We start from the raw sequence: 25,213 nt of genomic DNA on the forward strand, positions 1-25,213 counted from the left end.
CACAGGGACGGGGGCGGGTTCGCCAATTGTCGGCGCGGTCTGGTTCGCTTGTGGCATGGAGATTCTCTGGGTCCTGATGGCGCTGATCATGATCGGCTTCGTGATGCTGTCGCTCGTACGGCGCCGTCGCGGTCTGGTCGGGCTGGTCCCGGCGGACCACCCGGACGCCGCGGACCCGGCGACCTACGGTTTCGTGCGCACGGAGGAGCTGGACATCCGCATGCCCGGCCCCGACCACGACCTGCTCGACGTCCTCGACGTGGTGCAGGGCACCCAGGACTACCGGGCCGCGCAACAGCTGCTGGCCGGCACCGAGACGGAGGGCGAGCTGCGCTGGCAGCGCGTGCAGGCCTTCGCGGGCGCGGCGGCGCTGGAGCTGCAGCGGCGGCCGGGCGGCGTCAGTGAGGCCCCGGGCGGGCAGTGGCTGCGGGTGTGGCGCACGGAGGCGCCGAAGGACCCGGGCGGCGCCGCGGTGCACGCCGAGTTCCTGGTGCAGCAGGCCTGGCGGACGTCGACGCCGGGCACGGACGACTTCCGGATCATCATGGAGGAGGCCAAGGACGCCTGCGACCAGGCGGCGCTCCTGGCCCCCGACGACCCGATCCCCTACATCGTCGAGCTGTCGGTGGCCCGTGGTCTGCGGTACTCGCAGACGGAGTTCGAGCAGCTGTGGCTGAGGATCCTGGACCGCGCCCCGGCGCACATGGGGGCGCATCTGGCGGCCCTGCACTACTGGTGCGAGAAGTGGCACGGGTCGCGCGAGCTGGCCTATTCCTTCGCGGAAGCGGCGGCGGCGAGGGCCCCGCAGGGCTCCCTCCTGGCGGCGATGCCCCTCTTCGCGGTCTTCGAGCACCTCCCCGAGGTGAACCTGGTCAGCAGCTTCTACCAGAGCGAGGTCGTGACCAAGGCGGTGCACGGCGCGCTGTTCGCGGTCCACGCGGCCCGGCCCGACGACCCGATGCTGGCCCACGTCCGCCACCTGCTGATCTTCTTCCTGGTGCGCTCCGAGCGCTGGTCGGAGGCGATGAGCCAGCTCATACACGTGGACGGTCACGTCGGCGCCCTGCCCTGGACCCTCTCCCCCGACCCGGCCGCCGAGTTCGCGGTGTTCCGTGCGCTGGCGGTGGCGGGCTTCGAGGCGAACGGCGGCAGCCCGGCGACGATGCCGCACTGAGCCGGGCTCCCGGTCACGCGCGCGTGCGGGTCACTTGACGGTGAAGCCGGCCGCCTCGGTGTCCAGGGTCGTGGTGCCGTCCTGCGCGGTGGCCAGGACGGCGACGTGCCAGGCGCCTCGCGGGGACGACGCGGCGTCGGCGCCGGTGACCTGGACGGTGTAGGTGCAGTGCGCGGTGTCGTGACCGGCCGGCTTGCAGACGGCGGGCTCGGCGGCGGCCATGTCCTTGGCGGTCAGCTTCTTCTTCGCGAAGGGCGAGTCCGCGGGCCAGGCCAGCACCTTCACGTTCTTGACGCCGGAGGACGCGGTGACGTCGGTGGTGAAGGTCAGCGAGCCGTCGCGGTCGCCGGCGGGAGCGGTGTAGCGGGCCGTGCTGTGGTCCAGGGCCGGGGGCTGCTCTCCGGCGTAGGCGAGAGCGAAGGCGCCCGCGCCACCGAGCACGACGACACCGGCGACGACCGACAGAGCGATACGACGAGACATGGCATTCTCCGCAACTGACTGAGTGGAACCGAACCGGCGCTCCTCGACTGCGCCGCTGCACCGATACTCGCTCCGGACGGATCCGCCGGGCATGAGCACGCGTACTCAACTCGGCCTGCTCACAGGTGAGTAGATGATCCGAGCGTGGACCTCCGAAGCGGGCGGCCGGGCCGCAGCGACCGCCCCGCATGCCGGGGCCGGCGCTCCGCCCCATCTCCCCCGGCTGCGTACGGCGCTCGAAAACCGGTGGCCGCCGCAACCGGCCGACCCCACTCTGTACGCCATGAACGAACCGCGACACGGCATCCGCGCGACCCACACGGAGTCCACGATCACCGTCTACCAGGCCTACCCCCCGGAGATCGGCCTCCCGGCCGCCCACGAGGGCCGCTTCCCCACGAGGTGGAAGCGGGACCGGATGACGTGGATCATCAAGCAGCGTTCACAGACCCTTGCCGCCATGTGACCCGTGGGTGATGCTGGCGGCTGTGCCCGGATTGCCGGTCAGGGACACAGGTGGGCGAGGAGTTCTGCACTGGCGGTGTACTCCTGTTCCTGGGGGAGCAGTCGGGCAGCCGAGTCCAGTTCGCCGTCCCTGACGAGTGCGTGGATCCCGTGGGCAAGCGGGGTCACATCATTGATGGACACGATCCACTCGTCCGCGTAACGCGACGATGCCTCACCCGAGAGCCCCAGTTGCAGCGAGCGGTACGGCAGGGGATGCAGGTGCAGATCGCGTTCGGGATCCCACTGGACACGGGCCGGTGCGCGCTTGAGGTCACGCTGCCAGGTGTCGCGATCGGGATGCAGTCCGCGGACGTAATGCGACAGGCAGGCATGGCGCAGCGCCCAGTCGAAGCCCTCGCGAGTGATCTCGACGGCCAGGACGGTCTCCTGACCTTCCTTCATGCCCCAGCCGGAGCGGTACATCATCCACATGAAACTGGGTTTAATCCACGTCATGCGGTCAGGCTTCCACGCGGCGGGGAAACGGCCCTTGCGGGCGGCGGGTCCGCCGATCTCCGGGCGGTACGCCTGGTAGACGGTGATCGTGGACGCCGTGTGGAGCGCGCGGATCCTGCGGTGCGGTTCTTCCATGGCGTACAGCGTGGGCTCGGTCAGCTCAGGTGACCACCGATTTTCGAGCGTTGCGCAACGCGACGGAGCACGTCGGCCGCGGGCGGCAGGCAGTCGGCCGTGCGGGCCGAGTAGCGTCCGGAGTCAGAACGGAGGTTTCTCCGACGCGGCCTCACGAACAGCAGTGTTTTCCTGGCCCAGAAAAGCTGATTCGGCACGGTAGAACGTGGGGCGGTGGTCCAGGAAGACCCGCATTTCCGGATAATCGTCGAGGTCGTCACTGTTGAAGTGACGCTCGGCGGCGGCAAGGCGCTCGTCGTGGCGTCGTAGGCGAGTGATCCCAGCCAGTCCAGTAGAGCCGCCCTCACCGGACAGCCTCGTTCCGAGTCAGCCCGACGGCCAGGCCCGACGGTCGCCGTTGCGGGGTGGGCGAGGATCGCGGCCATATACAGCGCTACGGGGAGCGTGGCTGCGTAGAAGCTGTTCTGACGGCATACCGGCTCCAGTTCGCTGATGGCCCTGATCTGAATCGCCGGGTCGGGCGTCGAGGAGGCGAGGCAGCGTGGCCGACAGAAATCCGCCGTTCCCTCTTGAGGTGCCGAGTGAGGCCCAAGCCGTGCCGTCCAACAACGACTGATGAGCAGGCAGTTCATTGGGCGTCAGATGCTCAGTCTGCTGATTCTCGCTGGTCGCCATGCAAAGGCTTGGCGGACGCTCAAGATCTGGCCTCGGGCTTCGTGCGCGGCAAGGGATGCGTGGTGTCGACTCACGAAAGGTCTGTGAGCACGGCTTGACGTGGATCATCAAGCAGCGTTCACAGACCTCATCCATGTTGCCGTCACAGCAACGATCATCTGGCTCCGGACCAGAACCTAGGGGACAGCGGCGCAGGTGCGGTCGCCGAAGTCGCCGAGCCAGAGCGAGGCCTCGGACGTCGTGCCGTCGTGGCTCAGCGACAGCTCAATGCTGCCCTTCGTGTAGTCCGGGAACCACACGGCATACAGTGTCCGCACCCCCTGCGCAACGGTGCCGACGCGGCGGACTTCCAGGGGCTTTCCGCCACAGGTCGCGGAACTCACCTGCTGGTGGTCGGCGGCGAACAGACGAACCCAGCCGTCGGTGAAGAGGGTTGCGAGCGGGTGCACCCCCCTTGAGTCTTCGATGGCCATGGGATTGGAACCGCAGGCTCGCTCGGAGAACGCAGATTCGGCGACCGATGCCCAGCACAGTCGCTGGTCGCGGGTCTCCCAGGCGTAGGCGGCGCCGGTCGGCCAGGGCTCGACCAGCATCAGGCCTTGAGAGTCGGGGGCGTCGGCACCCACCGCCCCCGACGTCATCAGGGTGGTTCGGGCTCTGTTGATCACCTCGGTCAGGTCCGGCTGCGAGGGAGTCGGCGCAGCGGTCGAGGCGGGAGCGCGGGAGCCGGACGGCCTCGCTGAGCTCCCGTCGCCACCCGAGCAGCCCGTCGAGGCCGTGACCAGCAGTACCGCTGTCCCCAAGGCAGCGCGAAGTCCGTATCGCATGAGCGTTCCTCCCCCGTGTGCACCCTGAGACCAGGGTGAGTTGCCGAACACTGTCCATGGGACCTCTTCGGCACTGAGCGCTCAGACGTCGCTCAGGCGTGCGTCGAGCTGATCAGCACGGCGGCCGACCAGCAAGCCGTCTGAGCAACATCTGAGCTCCGCCCCGAGCATCGCGTGCCGCTCCGCGGGAGGTTCCCTGTACAGGCTCGAACAGGCTGCGACGTCCGGCGAGGGCGTGCCCTAAGGCGTCGTGCCAGCATTGCGTGCCGCTTGCGGAAAGGGCTGTGAACACGGCTTGACGTGGATCAAGCCCAGCTTTCTGTGGATGATGTACCGCTGCGGCTGGGGCCTGAAGGAGGGGCAGGAGACCGTGCTCGCGGTCGAGATCAGCCGGGCCGGTTTCGAGTGGGCGTTGCGGCACGCGAGTCTGTCGAGCTACCTCCCCGGCCTGCACGCCGACCGGCCCGCCTGGCAGCGCGAGTTGAAGAATGCGCCCGCTCGCGTGCAGTGGGACCCCGAGCGGGACCTGCGCCTTCAGCCCCTGAAGCACCGGTCCCTGCAGTTCGGCCTCTCCGGTGAGGCCGAACGACGCTACGCGGACGAGTGGATCGTCGCGATCAGTGACGTGACTCCGCTCGCCCGCGAGATCCACGGATACGTGAGGAGCGGCGACCTGGACTCTGGGGCACGGCTACTGCCCGAGGAGCGGCCCTATGCGGCCGGAGGAGAGAAGTGCTGGCGCTACCTGGGTGGGTGACCGATGAGGCTAGCCCAGTTGTTGTGACGATCCCTGAGGACAGCCACCCAGGTGACGCGCGTCTGGACCGCGCCGTACGGGCGCGTGGGATCTGCTGTCCCGCTCTCCCCTCACTTCACTCTGCTGCAACTCGCCGAGTGTTCCGTGGGTGCTCACAGAGCCGGCACGGCTTGACTGCCGGGAGCTACGGCGGAGGCCATGGCAAGGTGCCGAAGGAACCCAAACGGCGCACGGGCACGACGAGTTCAGCTGGAGGAAAACCTGACGTTCGCAAATCTCACAACGTCCATGTCCGACTCGAGCAAGCGAATGTTCAGCGTAACCCCCGGACGAGATGGAAAGCCGATCACAGAAGGGTACAGACCTTTCCGCTGCTGCTTCTTCCAAGTACTCATGAGACATATCGCCAGATACCGCATGGGGAGCTGAAACTGCGGACCCCGTGTCGTCGTTTGAGAATTACAATATGGAGCCACCTGATAGATGCTCCTCAGGGTCACATCCCCATACATGTGCAGGTAGGCGACTGGATCTATGCGCCCAGTACGCACAAGCGTTCCAACCAGATCCAAGAATCCGATCCAGGCGTCAACCGCCTCACAGGTACGTCCGTCCCACGACGCGTAGTCGAGTCGTTCGAGCCGGTACACGACTGTTCTGTATTCTCGGAACTTCTTCGTTTCCAGAGTCGCGCTGACGCGCATCATCGAGTCGCCCAGGGCAGTATGCCCCTGACGCCTCACCGCCACCCAAGCTATAGCGGCAGATGCCGCCGACACAAACGCAGAAACGACAGCCGCCGTCGCCGCCAGAGAGAAAATGCTCACGCCGACCCGCTTCCCCTCATCAGAACCGTCATGAATTCAAGGAGGCACGCACTGCTCCTGCGACACTCCGCACGTCGGCGTCTGTCATATGTCTCCAACTGGGGAGACATATATGATCCCGGGTGAAGCATTCGGCCCACCCGAGCGGAGTCCCGTCTGCGTATTTCTCAAAAACGGGATGCATATAAAGAGGCATCCCATAGACCTCCTTCTCGATCTCGACTCCTCGCGCAGCCAGAGATTTCTTCAGCGCCACCCTGTCCGTACGCCCGTCCAAAATGGCGACCGTTTTATATCCGCTTAAAATCCGTTGAGCGACAGGTTCAGGAAAACGAATCCCCTCGACGGATTCAAGCTCGTCGCGATACATGGCAGCGATTGCATTTCTGCGTTGCAGGTCGACAGAAAAGCGCTTGAGTTGCACCAGACCGATCGCAGCTCCCAATTCAGTCATCCGCCAACTACCGCCGATGCGTTCGCTGACCTCCGATCCACAGCGCTTACCGTGATTTCGAAGCCGGCGAGCAACAGTACTCAGCCGCTCGTCCGACGTCACAACCATCCCACCCTCTCCGGTCGTCACCACTTTGCTCGGGAACAGGGAGAACGCTGCCGCATTACCAATGCAGCCTGCCGCAACGCCGTCCAACGTCGCACCGAATGCGTGCGCGGCGTCCTCTATCAAGGGAATTCCCCGAGCTTGACAGATTTCCCTGATCGCCCACACATCAGGGGAGATGTATCCCGCGACATGCACGATCACTATCGCCGCGGTACTACCCCTCATTCTGCTTTTGATGCTTTCAACGCAGGGGTAGAGGCCACTGTCATAAAACGTTACAGTCGCGCCAGCGGCCAGCACCGACGCCGCTGTGGCATAATTTGTATTCGCCGGAACCAGCACCTCCTTTCCAGTGGTTTCATAGTAGCGGAGGATTATTTCCAGCGCAGAGAAACCACTGTTCGTGGAAACTGCATAGGGAGCACCGACGAGTTCAACAAAGGCCCGCTCCAATTGATCGGCGTACGGGCCGAGGGAAAGCTGCCCCGAGCAGAGGGCAGTGCGAACCTTGTCCAGGATCTCGTCAATTTCATCGGAATAAAAGTGAAGTCGGAATCCAGTCAAGGTTCACCCTCCCGATCAAGGATGTGAGGAAACGATCTCTCAGGGCATCGTCCAAGGCGACGCAGCCACCAGCGAATTGGCCTTTGCGGACATGTCTGCATCTCCTGCTGGGACTGACGTGCGGGGCGCTATCCCTATTTCGCGGCTGCACATCCTCTGCACAAGGTCCTGAGCTGCATGCAAGGCGAGAGTCAGCTTGCCAGGAATTACCGACCACAGTCCGGACACGTCGTCGAACCGGCGGGAATCAAGGATCGCATACCCCGGCTCCACACCCCATTCATCGGCAGCCCCAGCCGCGTATTCGGTCTTGGAGCAGACCCACGCCGAACCGCTGTTCACGTCGATTACCCCATGAGCTAGCGTCCGACTCACGCCTCGACGCAGCTCCGTCAGTTCTTCGATCGGAACCGGGATCCGCTCTCTTTCCCCGACCCACGTCACCGGAGCCCCGTAACGTACCGCCAGCGAAGTGGTGTCATCGATAGGTGATAAGCACGGCCCGCCGTACTCCAAGCTCATGATCGCGCCCTCCACTCCTCGCGACTCAAAAGACGCGACCAGGGACATCCTCGTTTTGATACGCCTGCAAAACGTTGACCCTATGGAGCCGAGCAATGAGGGGATACCGGACCCTGCACAGAGAACCACATTCGATGCGTAACACACTTGCCCATTCGCCAGCAAGACACCAGAAACCCTGCCGCGAGATACCACTACCCTCTTCACGGTAGCGCCTGTGTAGAACTCCACGCCAGCAGCCATGCAACGAATGCACATATCCAAGAGTAGACGCCGAGGGGACACCACGAAATCATCCACGGATACACAGTGCACGGCCTCCGAATTGGACAGGTATTCGCCGGCCGCCTTCTTCTGCACATGTCCATATCGGATCCGCTGCTCGGCCCACAGTGCACTGTGCTTCTCAACCAAATCCGGCGACCCGATGTACCACGCCGACCTTCTGGAGACAATGCTGCTCTCGAACAGTCCACGGTAAACGGTATGAGCCTCGCTACAGAGCGCACTCACCCGCGGGTGCAGAAGTGAGTAGAGCGCTCCCGAGTGAATGATTCCTTGATTGCTCAGGCTGGCACCGGACCCGACGTTGAGCTTGTCGATGAGGGCGGTGCTCAGCCCCTCCTCTGCCAAACGCACGGCTACGGCAAGGCCCGCAATGCCGCCGCCGACGACGACGCAGTCATAGCGCATGCCGCCCCGCTTCACCGCTCATCGCACACGACTCCCCCTGATGTCATGCAGATTGCGTGGAGAACCCCTCTGGAGAGTATGGGGGAGTGTGATTACAAAGAACAAGATTGAGGCACCGTTCAGCAGGCATGCGCTTCCGGACTCTCCTGACCTCGATTCGTCGGGGAGTCCTTCCAAGCCTCCCGATTCGACTGCCCAGTCGTTCTGACGGATGGTGAATCCCCAGGTGAATGGGTTATTGACCAAGAGGCCCGTCTCCATCAGAGGCTTCGATTGCTCGCCCACCCGCTCGGCGTCGACGTGTCCGACTCCGACCTGCGCTTCGCCTCCGTCGCAGAGGCACGTTCAGACGCACGCGGGCATGGCGTCATCGACGTGGGTGTCGCCTGGCGGACAAGCGATGCCGGGGCGCAGTCGCCACGGTCTGTGGCCGTACCGCGGCTGACGCACGGTCCTTCCAGGGCCCGCGTAATAGCTGGGCCGCTGCGCCTGCCGAGGACGGCAGTCCTGGTCCCCGATGCATTCACTCCACCTCGAGGCCGAAGTCCTGGACGAGTTCCTCCAGGCCGCCCGGGTAGCCCTTGCCGCCCAGGACCAAGTCCCAGTCCCCGTTCCTCCTTCGGCGGAAGGAGCCGAGCACCAGGGCGGTCTCACCCGGCCGTCCGTCGGAGACGTCGAGTTGTCCCAGCTCGGCGAGGGACGGGTCGAGCAGGCGGATGCGGGCGTCGGTGAAGCCGGAGAGGTCGGCGTCCGGGTTGGCCTCCGGGTCGACGGCGGCCACGAGCACGAACCGGTCGGCCTCGTCGGGCAAGCCGTCGAACGAGACGCAGATCGCGGCCTTGTCGGGTGCCGTGGCGGGAAGGGCGCGCACTGAGCCGTCGGGCGTCCGCGGGTTGTTGAAGAAGACGAAGTGGTCGTCACTGAGGACGCGGTCGCCACGGCAGACGAGTGCACACACGTCCAGGGCGACGCGTCCGGTCCACGACATGCCCAGGACGTTGTAGTCGTCGGGCAGCCGAGTGTCCGGCCCCGGGCGCGGCGACTGTGCCGAAGCGCGCTGACCGCCCTCGCCCAGTCGTCCACGCAGTCCGTGGCGATGCAGCAGGTCGACGAGTTCGGCGCCCGAGACGAGTTCCAGCGGCTTGCCGTCGGCGAAAGCGTGCGAGCCGGGGCCGAACCCCGAAGTCGTCACGAGGACGCCCTTGTTGGCGCCGGCATCCTGAACGGTTCCGTACAGGTCACGCACGGCGGTGGGCGGCACCGTGCTGCGGTAGCGCTTCACCTGCACCACGATCTTGCCGCCGCGGATCGGCGCCGGATCCAGCGCGTCGACGTCCACACCGCCGTCGTTGGAGCGCTGGGTGGTCACCGCCTGCATGCCCATGGCACGGAAGAGATCGGCGACGAGATTCTCGAAGGCGATCGGGTCCATGGCGAACAGGTCCGGTTCCTCCTCGCCGCCGTGGGCGACGACGCGGTTCCCGACGTCCTGCGGCCGCCTGCCCGGACGCACCGGTGTGAGCTGATCCGAGCGGGCCGACAACTGCCCGCGCAGTGCGTCGCTCAGGCAACTGACGGCGTCCACCTGCGCCAGGTGCAGGTCTCGGAACGACGAGCGCGAGGCCATGACGGTGACAAGGAAGATGTGGCCCGGTCGGCCCGTGGTGGGGTCGTGGCCGTCGACGAAGCCGTTCAACGCCACGGACTCGAGCGCGCCCAGCTCGTCGGCTCCGAACAGCTCGTGCAGAACGAGCAGCACGCACTGGGCCAGCACCTCCCGGTACAGAGCCCGGCGCTGGCCCACTGGGCGGGGAGTCTCCTTGTCCTGGTCGGCCCCGGACAGGTACCGGACGGCCTTGACCTCCGGCACGATGTCGTAGGCGGGCAGCTCCCAGTCCAGCACCAGTTGGCGTGCCGCCGGGTCGTAGGCCGCCGCCACCTGACGGGGGAAACCTTCCGGCCATGCCGTCGAGGCGTGGAGGGCGGCGGAGAAGTACTCGATCACGGAGTCGGGGTCCCGGCGCCGCACGCCTTCGGTCGTCGCGCCGATGCCGGCGTTGTGCCGCCGCACGTCGGCCAGCTGGGCGTCGGCCCACTGCTGGTACTCCCGCTGGTACGCGGCCAGTTGCTGCTGTCGCCGGGTCTCCGCTTCCTGCGCGGCCTGCCAGTCCCGCTCGAAACGCGCTCGCGCCTCGGCCTGGGCCTGGGCCCTGCGACTCGCGGTCCAGCCGCTCTGCGTCTGGTAGTGATGGAAGTCCGGCATGGGCACCGGCTGCGCCAACGGCCCTGGAGCGAAGGGCTGCACCTCCTCGGGCCGCATGAGAGAGGAGGCCCGGAAGGCCGGGGCCCGGCAACCCGAAGCGAGCAGTCCTTGCAGCGACGCGACTTGCGCGTCCAGTTCCTCCGTGCGCCGCAGCGCCTCCGCCTGCCGGTACTCACGGTGGCTCTGGGCAGCTCGGCGCTGGTAGGCCCGCGCCTGCTGTTCTTCCTGCCTTCGCCGTCTGGCCTCGGCTTCCAGCTGACGCTGCTGCTGCCGTTGCATCTCGGCCCAGACGCCGACCAGACCAGTAGAGCGACGACTCATGTGCTGCAGGCCCTCCCCAGGACGATGGCAGCCGAAAGGCACCTTGGTTGTCCCCGCAACCAACTGTGACGAGACGACTCTATCCAGCAATCGCCGTCTCGCACATCCACTCGTCAGAGGTAGCCCGTCCGGGCATCCCCGCAGGTCAACGTGACTGGACGGTAACCAGGACGGGGCCGGGACACGGAACCCGAACCGGCATCGCCGTCACCGTCGCCGGCACCGTCATCGCGGGCCCTGGCGGGGTGAGGGGCGATGGAGGCTGACGGTCATCCTCACCGTCACGTCGGCCCCTGCCGAGAGGCCGCTCGGCCTGCGCACCGCGTCCTTGAGCGGCAGGAGGTAGCCGCCGTCCTTGGGGAAGAGCGACGTCCGGAAGGCGACCTCGCCGATCCGGGCCTCGACCGGGATCACGCCCCAGCCGTATGTGGCCATCGCGGCCACCTCGCGGATGTCGGCGGACTCCTCGTCCGGAACGGGAACGAAGTAGTACGGCGACGGCCCTCGCCATTCGATCACTCGGCCGGAAAAGGTGAACTCCATGCGGCCAGTCTCTTTCCCCCAGTGCGGCCAAGTCACGCCCCACGGGCCCCTGGTGGAGCAACCGGCTCCCTGCCCCCGCGGAACAGGTCCGCGACCGGGCTCGGGTGGATGAGGCCTCGCCGGTGTGCACACCGTGACCGGCGATGCCGGTACGACTTGATTACCCATAGGGTGCAGGCGTGACTGCCGCCCTGAGTTCCACGAAAACCCGCGCCGCGCTCCGCACGTCGGCGCGGGTCTCCGTCGAGCTGCTGCTCATCTTCCTGATGCTCGCGGTGGCTGTATGGCTCCTGGGCCGGATGTGGTCGGTCGTCTGGCCGCTCGTGGTCGGCCTGCTGATGACCACGCTGACCTGGCCGCCGACCCGTTACCTGCGTCGTCGCGGCTGGAAGCCCGCCCTCGCCGCATCGGTCGTGACGGTGCTGTTCCTCCTGGTCGCCATGGGCGTCGTGGCACTGATCGCGGTACCGGTGGCGTCCCAGTCCGGCGACCTGACCGACGGCGTGGTCGAAGGCATCCAGAAGCTGCGGGAGTGGGCCGCGGGGCCGCCGTTGAACATCGGTGACGCCCAGATCAACAAGGCCTTCGACAGCGCGGTCTCCCGAGCGCAGGACGGCCTCGGCAACATGGTCGGCGCGGTCGTCACGGGAGTGAGCACCGTGGTGAACGGCTTGGTCACCGCCATCCTGGCTCTCTTCCTGATGTTCTTCTTCCTCAAGGACGGCCCGCGCTTCCTGCCGTGGCTCGCCCGTCAGCTGCCCGGACGGCTCGCCACCGACGTCCCGACCGTGGCCTCGCGTGGCTGGGACACCCTGGGCTCGTTCGTGCGTTCCCAGGCGGCCGTCGGCCTGCTCGACGCCGTCCTGATCGGCCTGGGCCTGTGGATCGTCGGGGTGCCGCTGGTGCTCCCGCTGGCGGTGCTGACCTTCGTCTCGGCGTTCGTGCCGATCATCGGCGCCGTGTTCGCCGGTCTCGTCGCGGTTCTCATCGCGCTGGTCTCCAACGGCCTGACGGACGCGCTGATCGTGCTGGCCGTCATCGTCGTGGTGCAGCAGCTCGAGGGCAACGTGTTCCAGCCCCTGATCCAGAGCCGCGGGCTCGGCCTCCACGCGGGAGTGATCCTGCTGGCGGTGACGCTGGGCGGCAGCCTGGCCGGCATCGTGGGCAGCCTGCTCGCCGTACCGATCGCCGGCCTGATCGCGGTGGTCTGGAACTACGTGCGCGATCAGCTCCGCGAGCCGGAACCCCCGGAACCCGACGAGCCGAACGGCACCACCGCCGTCCCGTCCTAGGACCCCACGGGCACGGCGGCGTCGCGGTCTGCGACGGCCGGACGGGACGGCCGACGACGTTCGTCACCGTCCCCCGTGAGCGGGCGGCGGCCCCGAGGCGGCGGAGGGAATTCGGTTGCCTGCGGGGGTTCGTGGAGGGCTAGATGGCGTCATGGCTGACATCCAGGGCTCGTACGACGACCTGTTCGCCGCGGTGCCCACCGCGCTGGCCGCTCTGCTGGACGACGGGGACACCGGTGGGTCGGTGGCCGTGTTCGTGGACGGGGAGCCGGTGGTGGACGTCTGGGGCGGGTTCGCCGACGCCGAGCGCACCGTCCCCTGGCAGCGGGACACGATCGTCAACGTCTGGTCCGTCACGAAGACGATGACGGCGCTGTGTGCGCTGGTGCTGGCGGACCGCGGCGAGCTCGATCTCGACGCGCCGGTCGCCCGGTACTGGCCGGAGTTCGCCGTCGCGGGCAAGCGGGAGGTGCTGGTCCGGCACGTGCTGTCGCACACCGCGGGGCTGCCCGACTGGGACGGGCCGGTGACGGAGCTCTACGACTGGCCGGCCGCCACGGCTCGACTGGCCGCGCTGGCGCCGCAGTGGGAGCCGGGCACCGCCGCCGGGTACCACTCGCTCACGCAGGGGTTCCTGGTGGGCGAGGTCGTCCGCCGGATCACCGGCCGGATGCCGGGCGAGTTCTTCGCCGCCGAGATCGCCGGCCCGCTGGGCGCGGACTTCCACATGGGGCTGCCCGCCGAGCACGACCACCGGGTGGCGTCGGCGATCCCTCCGCCCTCCCGGGACGAGGACTACGTCGCGGGCGCGGCCGACGGCGACGCGGCCCGGAGCGCCGGGACCTCCCCGGGCGCCGCGACCGCGATCCGGGTCCGGGACGGCAACAGCGTGGCCTGGCGTCGCGCGCAGATTCCCGCCGCGAGCGGTTTCGGCAACGCCCGCTCGGTGGCGCTCGTCCAGTCGGTGCCGGCCTGCGGGGGTTCGGTGGGCGGGGTGCGGCTGCTGTCGCGGGCGGGGTGCGACCGCGCCTGGGAGGAGCAGTTCAGCGGCGAGGACCGCATCCTGAGAATGCCGATCAGCTGGGGTCTGGGCTACGGGCGGTTCGCCGGCACCTACGGGTGGGGCGGCTGGGGCGGCTCGACGGTGATGATCGAACCCGAGTCGCGCATGACGCTGGCGTACGTCACGAACCAGATGCGCGAGCCCGCCGCCGACACCCGGGGCATGGAGATCCTGATGGCCGCGTACGACGGACTGCAGGGGCTGCGAGCCTGAACCGAGGACCGAGGACCGAGGACCGAGGACCGCTCGCCCGCGCCGGGCCGCCCGATGGGCGCTCGGTGGGCCGCCCGGTGTGCCAGGGCCCCCGGCGCGGGGGCGGCGTCGGGGGCCCTGGCGGGCGGACGACGGTCAGATCGTCGAGGCGTCGATCACGAACCGGTAGCGGACGTCGCTGGCGAGGACCCGCTCGTACGCGTCGTTGATCTCTCCCGCGCCGATCAGCTCGATCTCGGCGCCCAGGCCGTGCTCGGCGCAGAAGTCCAGCATCTCCTGGGTCTCCGCGATGCCGCCGATCATGGAACCGGCGAGGGTCTTGCCGCCGCCGATCACCGAGAAGAGGTTGAGGGAGATCGGCTCCTCGGGGGCGCCCACGTTCACCAGCGCACCCTCCGGCTTCAGCAGCGACAGGTAGGCGTTGAAGTCCAGCGGGGCCGAGACCGTCGACAGGATGATGTCGAACGTGCCGCGCAGGTCCTGGAAGGTCTGGTCGTCGCTGGTGGCGTAGTAGTGGTCGGCGCCCAGCTTCAGGCCGTCCTCCTTCTTGCGCAGCGACTGGGACAGGACGGTCACCTCGGCGCCGAGCGCGTGGGCGATCTTGACGCCCATGTGGCCGAGGCCGCCCATGCCGAGGATCGCGACCTTCTTGCCGGGGCCGGCGTTCCAGCGCTTCAGCGGGGAGTACGTGGTGATGCCGGCGCAGAGCAGCGGCGCGGCGACGTCCAGGGCGAGGCCGTCGGGGATGCGGACGACGAAGTTCTCGTCGACCACGATCTTCTGCGAGTAGCCGCCGTAGGTGGGCTCGCCGTCCTTGCCGACGGCGTTGTACGTGCCGACGCTGCCGCCGGTGCAGTACTGCTCCAGGCCGGCCTTGCAGTTGTCGCACTCGCGGCACGAGTCGACGAGGCAGCCGACGCCCACCCGGTCGCCGACGGCGAACCTGGTGACGCCGGGGCCGACCTCCGAGACGACGCCCGCTATCTCGTGGCCGGGCACCATCGGGAAGATCGCCTCTCCCCAGCCCTCCCTGGCCTGGTGGATGTCGGAGTGGCAGATGCCGGCGAACTCGATGTCGATCAGGACGTCGAACTCGCGGACGGGACGACGCTCGATGGTCGTGCGCTCCAGCGGAGCCTTGGCGGCGGGTGCGGCGTACGCGGCGACGGTGGTCATGCCGAGGTTCTCCTAGCGGGGGGTTGCTTGGTCCCGGCCTGCCTTCGGGCCGGGCACGACGTCCAGCCTGCCCCGGCGCTCGGGATTCACCCAGGTCACGCCTTTGCGTACGTCTGGCGTGCCTACCACTGGCGGGGTCAGGATGCCGTGCGTACGACCGTGAATACTGGACGGCATGGACGAACGCCCCGAACCCGTCGGCGCCTCCCTGGACCGGCGGGCCGAGCTCAGCGAGTTCCTGCGCAGCCGGCGGGCCCGGCTGAAGCCGGAGGACGTGGGGCTGCCCGACTTCGGCCGGCACCGCAGGGTGCCGGGGCTGCGGCGCGAGGAGCTGGCGCAGCTGGCCGGGGTGTCGGTGGCGTACTACACGCGGCTGGAGCAGGGCAACGGGCGGAACGTGTCCGCGGAGGTGCTGGACTCCATCGCCCGCGCGCTGCGGCTGACGGACGCCGAGCACGCCCACCTCACCCATCTGGCCAAGCCGAAGCACAAGAAGAAGCACACGGCGCGGCCTCAGCACGTTCGGGCGTCGCTGCGGCAACTGCTGGACACGATGGAGTCGGTGCCGGCGTACGTCGTCGGGCGGCGCACGGAGATCCTGGCGTGGAACAGGACGGCGGCGGCGGTCTTCGGGGACTGGGGGGAGCTGCCGGCGGCGGAGCGCAACTGGGCCCGGCTGGTCTTTCTGCGCCCCGACTACCGGGATCTCTTCGTGGACTGGGAGCAGAAGGCGATCGACATCGTCTGCGCCCTGCGGATGGACGCGGGCTGCCATCCGGACGACCCGCGGCTCTCGGCGCTGGTGGGCGAGCTGTCGGTGAAGAGCGAGGAGTTCCGGCGGCTGTGGGCGACCCATGACGTCAAGGAGAAGAGCCACGGCGTGAAGCTGCTCAGGCATCCGCTGGTGGGTGAGCTCGCCCTGAACTTCGAGGGGTTCAGGCTGAGCGGTGACGGCGATCAGACGATGGTGACGTACCACGCGGATCCCGGGTCGGCCTCGGCGGAGGCGATGCGGTTGCTGGCGAGCTGGGGCGCCGACGCCACTCGGGCCGGTTCGCAGGCGCCGTCCGCCTGAACGAGCCCCTGCCCCGGGGCAGGCCCTCCGCCGGTGCGGACGCCCACACCGCCTGCGGGCCCGGCACCGGTAGGGCCCCCTGCACCGGTGTGGACCGCTGCGCCGGCCTGGGCCGCTTCGTCACTGCCGGCCCCTGTGGCCTGGGCGTGGCCCCTGTGCCAGTACGGGCTTCTGCGCCGGTGTGGGCCCACCGGCCCCGGGGTTGCCCCGGCCCCGGGGCGCCCGCCTCGGGCATCGCTTCCGCCCGCGACGGGCCGCGTCCTCGGACCGCGCCCGGAGGGGCCGGGCGGGCCCGAACGCGCTCTGTCCGCTCGCCCCGCCGACGAGGCCGTGCCGGCCGTGCCGGCCCATGCCCTGCCCCGCCCCTGCCGCCTGGTACCAGGCCTGGTGTCCTCCGGTATCAGTCCGGGATGTCCCCTGATATCAGCCCTGGTAGGGCGGAGCCGCGCCCCAGCCCCACTTCGGGACCGGCTGCTCGGCCGGCGGTTTGGCGTCCGGGCCCGAGAAGTGCACGGCGAGGCGCGTGCCCCACTCGACGTAGGCCAGGAACGCCGAACGGAACTCGGCGTCGGTGGGCAGTCCTGCCTCGTCGGCCGCGTCCTGGATGAGGTTGACCCAGCGGCGGCGCTGGGGCTCGGTGATGCCGCGGCCGAAGTGCTTGGCCACCATGTGGCTGTGGCCGCCCTGGGTCGCGGAGTAGGTCTGCGGCCCGCCGAAGACCTCGGCGAGCCAGAGGGCGACGTGCTCGGCGTGCTCGGGGGCGAGGCCCGCGAAGAGCGGGGCGAGGAGGTCGTCCTGGAGCACCTTGGCGTAGAAGGCCTCGGTCAGCCGGGCGAAGGCCTCCGCCCCGCCCGCCCATGCGTACAGCGTGGGCACGGCGGAGCCGGCGCCGCGCACGGAGGTGGCCTTGTAGTGCCGCATCTCGTCGATGTGGCCGATGTACGGGCGGATCTCCGCGAGGAAGGCGGGGAACAGGTCCGAGGTGCGGAAGCCCTCCAGGTGGTCCTTGGTCGAGGTCCAGGTGATGCGCAGGATGAAGTGGCCGAAGTCCTCCTCGCAGCGGGCGAGTTCGTAGTCGACGCAGTGCGGCGAGGCCGCGAGCTCCCGCGCGGCCCGGGTGTACGCGGCGAGGAACTCCGCCGAGCGGTCCTCCGGGATGCGGTAGCGGATGTACTCGACGGTGGTGGGCGTGGTGGGCGTCGGATCTGTCTCGGGTGCCGTCATGGGGCCACGCAAGCACGAACGGCCCGCCGGAGGCTCCCCTTCCGGCGGGCGTTCGCTCAGCGCTCAGCGAACCGACGGTCTCCTCGTCCGCCCGAGCCCGCGAACGACAGGCCACGGCAGGGACCGGGCACTGGCCGGACGGGCACCCGTCGTCACCCGTCAGGGCCACGGCACGGGCGCGGCAGCAGCGAGCGCCGTCCGAGCCAGGGCCCCGAAGAAGCCACGACAGGAGCCCGGCGGTCGCCCGGCGGTCACCCGTCAGGGCCACGGCACGGGCCCGGCAGCAGCCCAGCACGGCCCGGCAGCAGCGAGCGCCGTCGGGCCAGGGCCCCGCAAAAGCCACGACGGGAGCCCGGCGGGAGCCCTACGGGAGCCCCGCGTCACCCGACAGGGCCACGGCACGGGCCCAGCAGGCCGCGCACGGCCCGGCACTGGTGAGCGCCGTCCGGGCCAGGGCCCGGACAAGGCCGCGGCAGGGGCCGGCCTGTGGCCCGGCGGCCGCCCCACAGGAGCACAGCCGAGGCCCGACAGGGGCCACGACACGGCCCGGCGGAGGCCCTTTCAAGGCCGCGCACGGGCCCGGCAGCGGCCCAACGCGGCCTCGGAACAGACCCGACAGCGGCCAAAACGACCCGGCACGAACCCGGCACGGACCCGGCACGGACCCGGCAGCCGTGGGCCCCGTCCGGGCCAGGCGTCTGGCGGCGGGTACCCCCGTCAGGCGTCAGACGTCAGGCGGTCGCCGCGTTTTCCTTCACCGTGATTCTGCCCTTGCGGATCGTCGCCAGGCGCGGGGCCTTCTTCGCGATCGCGGAGTCGTGGGTGACCATGATGAAGGTCAGCCCGTGCTCCTTCCACATGGTGTGCAGCACGTCCATGATCTCGTCGCGCATGCCCTCGTCGAGGTTGCCGGTGGGCTCGTCGGCGAGCAGTACCTTCGGCTGTTTCACCAGCGCGCGGGCGATCGCGACGCGCTGCTGCTGGCCGCCGGACATCTCGGACGGCAGGTGTCCGAGGCGCTCGCCCAGGCCCACCGACCGCAGCGCCTCGGCGGCCCGTTCGCGCCGTTCCCTGACCTTCACGCCGAGCGGGACCAGCGCGGTCTCGACGTTCTCCTGGGCGTTGAGCGTCGGGATGAGGTTGAAGGACTGGAAGACGAAGCCGATGTTCTCGCTGCGCACCTTCGTCAGCCTGGCCTCGGAGAGCTTGGCCAGGTCGACGCCGTCCAGGACGACCTCGCCCTCGCTGGGCCGGTCGAGGGCGCCGATCATCTGCAGCAGCGTGGACTTGCCGCCGCCGGTGGGGCCCTGGATGACGAGCCGGTCGCCGTCCGGGATGGTCAGGTCGACGCCGTCGAGGGCGTGGACCGTGTCCTTGCCCCGGGTGTAGCGCTTGGTGACGCCTCTGAGTTCGTACATGGGGACAACAACTCCTGGGGTGCGTGGGCAGGTTGGGGGCGGTTCGACTACTCGACGCGGCGCAGCGCGTCCGCCGGGCGCAGCCTCGATGCGCGCCAGCCGCCGAAGGCGCCGGCGATCAGGCCGCCGGCCACCGCGAGTCCCACCGCGACGGCGACCGTCGTGGCGCTCACCGGAGCCGTCAGGGCGACGTCGAGGGTCCTGGCCGCCGCCTGGCGACCGGGGCCGCCGAAGCCGCCGCCCCCGCCGCCGGGACCGCCCTGGCCGCCGCCCCCGCCGCCGCCCAGCTGGGCCTGCAGCGTCGGGCTGATCGCGGTCACGGCGTAGGCGCCCGCCAGGCCCAGCGCGATGCCCAGGGCGCCGCCCAGCAGTCCGTTGACCATGGCCTCGCCGACCACCTGCCGGGTGACCCGGCCGGACTTCCAGCCGAGCGCCTTGAGCGTGCCGAACTCGCGGACGCGCCGGGAGACCGCCGAGGAGGTGAGCAGACCGGCGACCAGGAAGGCGGCGATGAGGACCGCGATCGACAGCCACTTGCCGACGTTGGTGGCGAGGGAGGAGGCCGTGGAGAGGGAGCCGGAGACGGTGTCCGCGAGGTCGGCGGAGGTCGTCACGGTCGTACCAGAGACGTTCTTCTGGATGGTCGACTTGACGCTGTCGATCTTCTGGGAGTCGGTCGCCTTGACGTAGATCGTGGTGACCTTGTTCTTGGAGTCGCTGAGGGTCTGGGCCTGGGCCAGCGGGATGTAGACGTTGGCCGCGGCGTCGCCGCTGTCGGCGGTGGCGACGCCGATCACCGAGAGCTTGACGCCGCTGATGGTGAGTGTGGAGCCGACCTTGAGGGACTTCTCCTTGGCGTACGCCGCGTCCACGACGGCGACCTTGCCGTTGGTCTCGGAGGTCCTGAAGGTGCGGCCGGCGGTGATCGTGGAGGAGGTCAGCGGGCCGAGCTCGGGCTCGGTGACGTCGGTGCCGTAGACGGAGTAGTTGTCGACGTCGAAGTCGGCGCCGCCGCCCTGCACTTCGCCCTGCGGGGCGCCGCCCTGACCGCCGCCGGGGCCGCCCTGGCCGCCGCCGGTGGCGCTGCCGCCGCCGTTCTGCTGGAACTGGCCGCGGGTGAACTGGCCGTTGATCTTGATGACGCGCAGGCTCAGCCCGCCGACGGCGTCGGAGACCCCGCTCTGCTCGCCGACCTTGGTGACGGTCGACGTCGGCAGGGTCTGGAAGCCCTGCACCATGACGCGGTCGGTGCTCTGCTCCGCGCCGGAGTCGGCGTCCTGTGCGTCGAACCGGAAGCGCGGGCGGTCCGAGGCGTTCGCGGTGGGCGAGGCCGCCTTGGTGACCGTCATGTCCGTGCCCAGGCCGTACAGGGACTGCAGAACCTTGTCCTGGGCCTTCCCCATGCCGGACGACACGGAGGAGACCACGATGACCAGCGCGATGCCCAGCGCGAGGCCGGAGGCGACGACGAGGGCCGCTTTTCTGCGGCGGCGCAGTTCGCGCCTCAGGTAGGTGAAGAACATGGCCGCAAGGTAGGTACGGCGCGTGATGAAGGCATAAGGCCGACATAAGAGAACGATGAGAAGGCTGTGCCGGACCCCGGAAACACCGGTGCCGCCCCTGGGGGCGGCACCGGAAAGCTGTGAGCGGACTGTCGGAGGACGACCGTCAGACGGCCGAACCCGCCTTCCACTGGGCCCAGTCCATGTTCCAGCCGTTGAGGCCGTTGTCCGGGGACACGGTCTTGTCGCCGGTGTTCTTGACGACCACGACGTCGCCGACGATCGAGTTGGTGTAGAACCAGTAGCCCGTTGTGCCGCTGTCGTTGGCGCCCTTGGTGTCGGACAGGCCCACGCAGCCGTGGCTGGTGTTCACCGATCCGAAGATGGACTTCGCGCCCCAGTAGTTGCCGTGCACGAAGGTGCCGGAGTTGGTGAGGCGGATGGCGTGCGGCACGTCCTTGATGTCGTACTCGCCCTTGCCGTCGTCGTCGGTGAAGCCCACGGTCGCGCCGTTCATGCGCGTCTCCTTGAACTTCTCGGACATCACCATCTGGCCTTCGTACGTCTTGTTGTCGGGCGAGCCGGCGGAGATCGGGATGGTCTTGATGACCGCGCCGTTGTGCGTGACCTTCATCTGCTTGGTCTTCGCGTCGACGTAGGAGACCTGGTTACGGCCGATCTTGAAGGTGACCGTCTTCTGCTGGACGCCGAAGACGCCGTTGGCGCCCTCCACTCCGTCGAGCGCGAGCTTCAGCGTGACGGTGGAGTTCTCCTTCCAGTAGTCCTGCGGACGGCAGTCCATGCGCTGGGTGGAGAACCAGTGACAGACGACCTCCTGACCACTGGTGGAGGTGACCGTGACGCCCTTCTGGACGGCGGCCTTGTTGGTGATCTCCTTGTTGAAGTTGATCGACACCGGCATGCCCACGCCGACGGTCGAGCCGTCCTCCGGCGTGAAATTGCCTATGAAGCTGTTGTCGGGGGAGACCGTGGTGAAGGAGGCGTTCTCGTGGGCCACGAGGCCGTTGGAGTCCTTCGCCTCGGCCGCCACCTTGTAGGTGGTGGAGCGCTCGAGCTGGGAGTTCGGCTTCCAGCTCGTCTTGTCGGCGGAGAGCGTGCCCTCGACCGCCTTGCCGTCGGTGGAGGTCATCGTCACCGTGGAGAGCGTGCCCTTGCTCACCGTGACGGCCGCCGAGTTGTTGATGGAGGCGTTGTCCGAGCCGTCCGCGGGCGTGATCTTGATCTGGGCCTCGGAGGACTTCTTGGCCGCCGCCTCGTCGGCCTTGGCCTGTGAGGAGCTGCCCTTGCCGTCGGAGGCGCCGCCGTCGCCGCCGGAACACGCAGAGAGCACCAGAACACCGCCGAGCAGGGCGGACGCGGCCATCAGACCTCGACGCCGCCTACTGTCCGTCATCACACGCTTCTCCATCGTTGCCGAATACCTGAAACCCCGAGAGTCCCCGTCAAACCTTCAACGCTACGACCGGTTCGTCCCGTTCCACATTCTCCGCAGGTGTGGGGCATGCCACGTTCGTGGCACGCATGGTGCGGGTGTCGGCTCGTGCGTCTGCTGAGACGACGAAACCCCGGGCGGCGGTTGCCGCCCGGGGTCACGAGTTTCCCCGCAACGCTCAGACGATGCCGCCCTCTTCACCCTCGGACTCGTCGTCCGGGTCCCCATCCTCGTCGACATCATCGTCGTCGAGGTCCCACTCCGGGGAATCCGGGTCGTATTCGACCTGCTCACTGGACCAGGAGGCCTGCTGGAGCTCCACTCCGGCGACCTCACCGACCAGGTCGAAGGGGTCGACGAGGTAGGCGAGAGCCTCCGCGGTGTCTTCCGTCACAGCGCTCTCGGCGTGCGCGCGCTCGGCGTCCGGGACCTCCACGTCCTCGGCGAGCCGCTGCAGCGCCGCCGCCGTGACGGCCTCCTCGTCGTGAACCTCGAGAAGAATTTCCACGCGAATCCGCACAAAACGTGATGTCTCTTCAGTACTCATGGCCGGAGCGTACGGCTCACACCTCCCGCAACTTTCCCGCGACCCGCGCCTTTCATTAGCATCGGGTCACACGGCCAATTCGCCAGCGTCACAAGGGGTTCGATATTCCGTGTCATCCGCTCGCCGTCCGTTGCTGACCGCCACCGCCGCGGGGACCCTGCTGGGCGCCCTGTGGTTCGTCCCGTCCGCCAACGCGTCCCAGGACGCCCCGGTCAGAACGGAGACGACGACGCAGGTCACAACCCAGGCACGGGCCGCGTCGACGACCACGACCGACGTCACGACCCGGACGGCCGTCCAGACCACGGCCGAGACCACGACCGACGACGGGACCCGGCTCGCCGACACCGGCAGCTTCGACACGACCCCCTACGTCGTGGGCGGGACCACGCTCCTCACGCTGGGCGCGGGCTTCGTCTTCTATTCGATTCGCCGGGAACGTCTGGGATTTTGAATTGACTTGACGGTTCTTTGACGACTTCTTCATAGTTCGCCACATGAAGAGATCATCGGGGGCGCGGTTGTGCGCCACTGCCGCCGTCGGCGCACTGTCGCTCTCCCTCCTCACCGCCTGTTCCGACGGTGGGTCGAAGGACACCGCGGACTCCAAGTCGTCCGCGTCGGCCTCGTCGGCGGCGCCCGACGCGAAGGCGCTGACCAAGGCCGAGCTGGAGAAGCTGCTGCTCGCCCAGGGCGAGATCAAGGGCTACAAGGTCACCTCGGGGGACGACACCCTGCCCGCCTCCAAGAGCGTGGTGAAGACCGACAAGGAGGCGTGCGCGCCGCTCGCCTACGCCATGTCCGGACTCGCGCCGGGCGACACGGAGGCGAACGCGAGCAACACCGTCACGGAGGACACCGCGTCGGCCGCCGCCACGAAGTCCCCCGGGGACGTCAGCGCGTCCGACATCGAGAGCGCCTTCAAGGTCAAGATGACCTTCGTGGGCCTCTCCTCCTACGAGGGCGACGGCGCCGAGAAGGCCTTCAAGGCCGTCTCGGACGGGGTCGCGGCCTGCTCCGGCGGGTTCGGCATCACCGCCCAGGGCGAGAAGCAGAAGATCACCAAGGTGGCCTCGGAGAAGTCCGCCACCAGCGGTGACGAGTCCGTGGCGTTCACCGTCGACTCCGACATGGACGGCGAGGGCTCGGCCACCTTCCACACCACGGTGGTCCGCAAGGGCAACACCGTCGCCTCGTTCTACACGGTGGACTTCGCCTCGCTCACGGCCACCGGCAAGTCGTCCGCCGTCCCCGCCGCCGTCGTCGACGCGCAGGTCGCGAAGCTCAAGTAACCCGCTGCACAAGGCTCGGGCAACTCCCGCTGCACACAGGGGCCCTGCCCTCGCGTCCATGGCGCGAGGGCAGGGCCCCTGTCGTTCACGGCGTCAGCGCAGCGGCCCGGTGACCGTCTCGACGGCCGCGACGAGCCGTCCCTCGCGCACGAACGCGTCGGCGGCCGCGAGGTCGGGCGCGAGGAACCGGTCCGGGCCGGGGCCCTGGACGCCCGCCTTGCGCACGGCCTCGATGACCGCCCGGGTGGCCGGCGCGGGGGTCAGCCCCTCGCGCAGCTCGACGCCGCGCGTGGCCGCGTACAGCTCGACGGCGATGACCCGGGTCAGGTTGTCGACGGCGGTGCGCAGCTTGCGGGCCGCGGACCAGCCCATCGACACATGATCCTCCTGCATGGCGGAGGACGGGATCGAGTCGGCGGACGCCGGTACGGCCAGCCGCTTCAACTCGCTGACCAGCGCGGCCTGCGTGTACTGGGCGATCATGAGGCCGGAGTCGACGCCTGCGTCGTCCGCGAGGAACGGCGGGAGTCCGTGGCTGCGGTTCTTGTCCAGCAGCCGGTCGGTGCGCCGCTCGGCGATGGAGGCGAGGTCGGCCACGGCGATGGCGAGGAAGTCCAGGACGTAGGCGACCGGGGCGCCGTGGAAGTTGCCGTTGGATTCCACACGCCCGTCCGGGAGCACCACCGGGTTGTCGACGGCGGAGGCCAGCTCCCGCTCGGCGACGAGCCGGGCGTGGGCCATCGTGTCGCGTCCGGCGCCGGCGACCTGCGGGGCGCAGCGCACCGAGTAGGCGTCCTGGACGCGCGGGGCGTCGTCCTGGTGGTGGCCGGTGAGTTCCGAACCCGCCAGCACCGCCAGCATGTTGGCGGCCGAGGCGCCCTGTCCCGGGTGCGGTCGGATGGCGTGCAGCTCGGGGGCGAGCACCTTGTCGGTGCCGAGCAGCGCCTCGAGGCTGAGCGCGGCCGTGACGTCGGCGGACTTGTAGAGCATGTCGAGGTCGGCGAGGGCCATGACCAGCATGCCGAGCATGCCGTCGGTGCCGTTGAGGAGCGCCAGGCCCTCCTTCTCGCGCAGCTCGACGGGGGCGATGCCGTGCTCGGCGAGCAGTTCGCCGGCGGGCCGCACCACGCCGTCCGAGCCCTCCGCGTCGCCCTCGCCCATCAGGGTGAGGGCGCAGTGCGAGAGCGGGGCCAGGTCGCCGGAGCAGCCGAGCGAGCCGTACTCGTGCACGACCGGGGTGATGCCGGCGTTGAGGATGTCGGCCATGGTCTGCGCGACCTCGGGCCGGACTCCGGTGCGCCCGGAGCAGACGGTCTTCAGCCGCAGGAACATCAGCGCCCGGACGACCTCGCGCTCGACCCGCGGGCCCATGCCGGCGGCGTGCGAGCGGACGATGTTGCGCTGCAGCTGGGCGCGGAGTTCCCGGCTGATGTGCCGGGTGGCGAGGGCGCCGAACCCGGTGGAGACGCCGTAGACGGGCTCGGGCTTGGCCGCCAGCGCGTCCACGATCTCGCGGGCCGCGGCGAGGGCCGCCACCGCCTCGCCGGAGAGTTCGACCCGGGCGCCGCCGCGCGCCACGGCGAGCACGTCGGACGCGGTCGCCCCGGACGTCCCCACCACCACAGTGTGCATATCCATATTCAGGAGCG

Annotated in this window: 22 protein-coding genes; 8 read left to right on the forward strand and 14 right to left on the reverse strand. The window is 68.9% G+C overall.

Annotated features, from left to right (window positions below):
- The first annotated feature begins 55 nt into the window (after positions 1-55).
- The gene (locus ACZ7DE_RS02255; RefSeq protein WP_470757006.1) at positions 56-1,174 is read left to right on the forward strand and encodes a hypothetical protein; all 1,119 of its coding nucleotides are present in this window, start codon (positions 56-58) and stop codon (positions 1,172-1,174) included.
- Between the two features lie 30 nt (positions 1,175-1,204).
- Here ACZ7DE_RS02255 and ACZ7DE_RS02260 read toward each other — a convergent pair whose 3' ends face one another.
- Positions 1,205-1,657: a DUF5707 domain-containing protein gene (locus ACZ7DE_RS02260; RefSeq protein WP_470757008.1), complete on the reverse strand. Its 453-nt coding sequence runs from the start codon at positions 1,655-1,657 to the stop codon at positions 1,205-1,207.
- A 283-nt stretch (positions 1,658-1,940) separates the two neighbouring features.
- Here ACZ7DE_RS02260 and ACZ7DE_RS02265 point away from each other — a divergent pair, with 283 nt between their 5' ends.
- Positions 1,941-2,123: a DUF4291 family protein gene (locus ACZ7DE_RS02265; RefSeq protein ID WP_470757010.1), complete on the forward strand. Its 183-nt coding sequence runs from the start codon at positions 1,941-1,943 to the stop codon at positions 2,121-2,123.
- Between the two features lie 38 nt (positions 2,124-2,161).
- Here ACZ7DE_RS02265 and ACZ7DE_RS02270 read toward each other — a convergent pair whose 3' ends face one another.
- Positions 2,162-2,755, reverse strand: a complete 594-nt coding sequence (locus ACZ7DE_RS02270) for a DUF4291 domain-containing protein (RefSeq protein ID WP_470757012.1) — start codon at positions 2,753-2,755, stop codon at positions 2,162-2,164.
- Between the two features lie 851 nt (positions 2,756-3,606).
- A complete protein-coding gene (locus ACZ7DE_RS02275) occupies positions 3,607-4,098 on the reverse strand; it encodes a hypothetical protein (protein ID WP_470757014.1) in 492 nt (163 codons plus the stop codon).
- A 454-nt stretch (positions 4,099-4,552) separates the two neighbouring features.
- Between ACZ7DE_RS02275 and ACZ7DE_RS02280 the strand changes: the two genes are divergently transcribed.
- Positions 4,553-5,014, forward strand: coding sequence for a DUF4291 domain-containing protein (locus tag ACZ7DE_RS02280; protein ID WP_470757016.1), 462 nt, complete (start codon positions 4,553-4,555; stop codon positions 5,012-5,014).
- Positions 5,015-5,869: 855 nt separating this feature from the next.
- On the opposite strand, the gene ACZ7DE_RS02285 is transcribed toward ACZ7DE_RS02280, so the two are convergent.
- The 4 genes from ACZ7DE_RS02285 to ACZ7DE_RS02300 all read right to left on the reverse strand — a co-directional run bounded on the left by ACZ7DE_RS02285 (position 5,870) and on the right by ACZ7DE_RS02300 (position 11,309).
- Complete coding sequence (locus tag ACZ7DE_RS02285; RefSeq protein WP_470757018.1) at positions 5,870-6,967, reverse strand: DegT/DnrJ/EryC1/StrS family aminotransferase; 1,098 nt, start codon at positions 6,965-6,967, stop codon at positions 5,870-5,872.
- Positions 6,968-7,006: 39 nt separating this feature from the next.
- Complete coding sequence (locus tag ACZ7DE_RS02290; RefSeq protein ID WP_470757020.1) at positions 7,007-8,182, reverse strand: NAD(P)/FAD-dependent oxidoreductase; 1,176 nt, start codon at positions 8,180-8,182, stop codon at positions 7,007-7,009.
- 523 nt (positions 8,183-8,705) lie between these two features.
- Positions 8,706-10,766: a restriction endonuclease gene (locus tag ACZ7DE_RS02295; RefSeq protein ID WP_470757022.1), complete on the reverse strand. Its 2,061-nt coding sequence runs from the start codon at positions 10,764-10,766 to the stop codon at positions 8,706-8,708.
- Positions 10,767-10,991: 225 nt separating this feature from the next.
- Positions 10,992-11,309 (reverse strand): DUF1905 domain-containing protein, encoded by a 318-nt coding sequence (locus tag ACZ7DE_RS02300; protein ID WP_470757024.1) that lies wholly within the window; start codon positions 11,307-11,309, stop codon positions 10,992-10,994.
- A 191-nt stretch (positions 11,310-11,500) separates the two neighbouring features.
- On the opposite strand from ACZ7DE_RS02300, the gene ACZ7DE_RS02305 reads away from it, so the two are divergent.
- Positions 11,501-12,601, forward strand: a complete 1,101-nt coding sequence (locus ACZ7DE_RS02305; RefSeq protein WP_470757946.1) for an AI-2E family transporter — start codon at positions 11,501-11,503, stop codon at positions 12,599-12,601.
- Between the two features lie 151 nt (positions 12,602-12,752).
- Positions 12,753-13,877 (forward strand): serine hydrolase domain-containing protein, encoded by a 1,125-nt coding sequence (locus ACZ7DE_RS02310; RefSeq protein ID WP_470757026.1) that lies wholly within the window; start codon positions 12,753-12,755, stop codon positions 13,875-13,877.
- A gap of 135 nt (positions 13,878-14,012) precedes the next feature.
- Here ACZ7DE_RS02310 and ACZ7DE_RS02315 read toward each other — a convergent pair whose 3' ends face one another.
- Entirely contained in the window at positions 14,013-15,053 is a 1,041-nt protein-coding gene (locus ACZ7DE_RS02315; protein ID WP_470757028.1) for an NAD(P)-dependent alcohol dehydrogenase, read from the reverse strand.
- A gap of 175 nt (positions 15,054-15,228) precedes the next feature.
- On the opposite strand from ACZ7DE_RS02315, the gene ACZ7DE_RS02320 reads away from it, so the two are divergent.
- Positions 15,229-16,128, forward strand: a complete 900-nt coding sequence (locus ACZ7DE_RS02320; protein WP_470757030.1) for a helix-turn-helix domain-containing protein — start codon at positions 15,229-15,231, stop codon at positions 16,126-16,128.
- A gap of 423 nt (positions 16,129-16,551) precedes the next feature.
- Here the strand turns inward: ACZ7DE_RS02320 and ACZ7DE_RS02325 are convergent, their stop codons facing one another.
- From ACZ7DE_RS02325 to ACZ7DE_RS02345, 5 genes are all read right to left on the reverse strand, one after another.
- Entirely contained in the window at positions 16,552-17,352 is an 801-nt protein-coding gene (locus ACZ7DE_RS02325) for a globin domain-containing protein (protein WP_470757032.1), read from the reverse strand.
- Between the two features lie 731 nt (positions 17,353-18,083).
- Positions 18,084-18,770: an ABC transporter ATP-binding protein gene (locus ACZ7DE_RS02330; RefSeq protein WP_470757034.1), complete on the reverse strand. Its 687-nt coding sequence runs from the start codon at positions 18,768-18,770 to the stop codon at positions 18,084-18,086.
- 47 nt (positions 18,771-18,817) lie between these two features.
- Complete coding sequence (locus ACZ7DE_RS02335; protein WP_470757036.1) at positions 18,818-20,293, reverse strand: ABC transporter permease; 1,476 nt, start codon at positions 20,291-20,293, stop codon at positions 18,818-18,820.
- 145 nt (positions 20,294-20,438) lie between these two features.
- Positions 20,439-21,701 carry a L,D-transpeptidase gene (locus tag ACZ7DE_RS02340; RefSeq protein WP_470757038.1) on the reverse strand — a complete coding sequence of 421 codons (1,263 nt, stop codon included), beginning with the start codon at positions 21,699-21,701 and terminating at the stop codon, positions 20,439-20,441.
- Between the two features lie 202 nt (positions 21,702-21,903).
- The gene (locus tag ACZ7DE_RS02345) at positions 21,904-22,233 is read right to left on the reverse strand and encodes a hypothetical protein (RefSeq protein WP_470757040.1); all 330 of its coding nucleotides are present in this window, start codon (positions 22,231-22,233) and stop codon (positions 21,904-21,906) included.
- A 148-nt stretch (positions 22,234-22,381) separates the two neighbouring features.
- Between ACZ7DE_RS02345 and ACZ7DE_RS02350 the strand changes: the two genes are divergently transcribed.
- Together ACZ7DE_RS02350 and ACZ7DE_RS02355 are read left to right on the forward strand one after the other, a co-directional pair.
- Entirely contained in the window at positions 22,382-22,726 is a 345-nt protein-coding gene (locus tag ACZ7DE_RS02350) for an LPXTG cell wall anchor domain-containing protein (protein ID WP_470757042.1), read from the forward strand.
- 43 nt (positions 22,727-22,769) lie between these two features.
- Positions 22,770-23,564: a hypothetical protein gene (locus ACZ7DE_RS02355; protein WP_470757044.1), complete on the forward strand. Its 795-nt coding sequence runs from the start codon at positions 22,770-22,772 to the stop codon at positions 23,562-23,564.
- 93 nt (positions 23,565-23,657) lie between these two features.
- Here ACZ7DE_RS02355 and hutH read toward each other — a convergent pair whose 3' ends face one another.
- The gene (gene hutH, locus ACZ7DE_RS02360) at positions 23,658-25,196 is read right to left on the reverse strand and encodes a histidine ammonia-lyase (protein WP_470757948.1); all 1,539 of its coding nucleotides are present in this window, start codon (positions 25,194-25,196) and stop codon (positions 23,658-23,660) included.
- Between the last annotated feature and the right edge of the window lie 17 nt (positions 25,197-25,213).

The sequence above is a fragment of the Streptomyces sp. NPDC037083 genome (assembly GCF_055606485.1).

What these genes read in the sequence shown, in the direction of transcription:
- ACZ7DE_RS02255 (WP_470757006.1), top strand. Translation starts at nt 56, where the DNA reads ATGGAGATTCTCTGGGTCCTGATGGCGCTGATCATGATCGGCTTCGTG.
- ACZ7DE_RS02260 (WP_470757008.1), bottom strand. Translation starts at nt 1,657, where the DNA reads ATGTCTCGTCGTATCGCTCTGTCGGTCGTCGCCGGTGTCGTCGTGCTC.
- ACZ7DE_RS02265 (WP_470757010.1), top strand. Translation starts at nt 1,941, where the DNA reads ATGAACGAACCGCGACACGGCATCCGCGCGACCCACACGGAGTCCACG.
- ACZ7DE_RS02270 (WP_470757012.1), bottom strand. Translation starts at nt 2,755, where the DNA reads ATGGAAGAACCGCACCGCAGGATCCGCGCGCTCCACACGGCGTCCACG.
- ACZ7DE_RS02290 (WP_470757020.1), bottom strand. Translation starts at nt 8,182, where the DNA reads ATGCGCTATGACTGCGTCGTCGTCGGCGGCGGCATTGCGGGCCTTGCC.
- ACZ7DE_RS02295 (WP_470757022.1), bottom strand. Translation starts at nt 10,766, where the DNA reads ATGAGTCGTCGCTCTACTGGTCTGGTCGGCGTCTGGGCCGAGATGCAA.
- ACZ7DE_RS02300 (WP_470757024.1), bottom strand. Translation starts at nt 11,309, where the DNA reads ATGGAGTTCACCTTTTCCGGCCGAGTGATCGAATGGCGAGGGCCGTCG.
- ACZ7DE_RS02310 (WP_470757026.1), top strand. Translation starts at nt 12,753, where the DNA reads ATGGCTGACATCCAGGGCTCGTACGACGACCTGTTCGCCGCGGTGCCC.
- ACZ7DE_RS02315 (WP_470757028.1), bottom strand. Translation starts at nt 15,053, where the DNA reads ATGACCACCGTCGCCGCGTACGCCGCACCCGCCGCCAAGGCTCCGCTG.
- ACZ7DE_RS02320 (WP_470757030.1), top strand. Translation starts at nt 15,229, where the DNA reads ATGGACGAACGCCCCGAACCCGTCGGCGCCTCCCTGGACCGGCGGGCC.
- ACZ7DE_RS02325 (WP_470757032.1), bottom strand. Translation starts at nt 17,352, where the DNA reads ATGACGGCACCCGAGACAGATCCGACGCCCACCACGCCCACCACCGTC.
- ACZ7DE_RS02330 (WP_470757034.1), bottom strand. Translation starts at nt 18,770, where the DNA reads ATGTACGAACTCAGAGGCGTCACCAAGCGCTACACCCGGGGCAAGGAC.
- ACZ7DE_RS02335 (WP_470757036.1), bottom strand. Translation starts at nt 20,293, where the DNA reads ATGTTCTTCACCTACCTGAGGCGCGAACTGCGCCGCCGCAGAAAAGCG.
- ACZ7DE_RS02340 (WP_470757038.1), bottom strand. Translation starts at nt 21,701, where the DNA reads ATGGAGAAGCGTGTGATGACGGACAGTAGGCGGCGTCGAGGTCTGATG.
- ACZ7DE_RS02355 (WP_470757044.1), top strand. Translation starts at nt 22,770, where the DNA reads ATGAAGAGATCATCGGGGGCGCGGTTGTGCGCCACTGCCGCCGTCGGC.
- hutH (WP_470757948.1), bottom strand. Translation starts at nt 25,196, where the DNA reads ATGCACACTGTGGTGGTGGGGACGTCCGGGGCGACCGCGTCCGACGTG.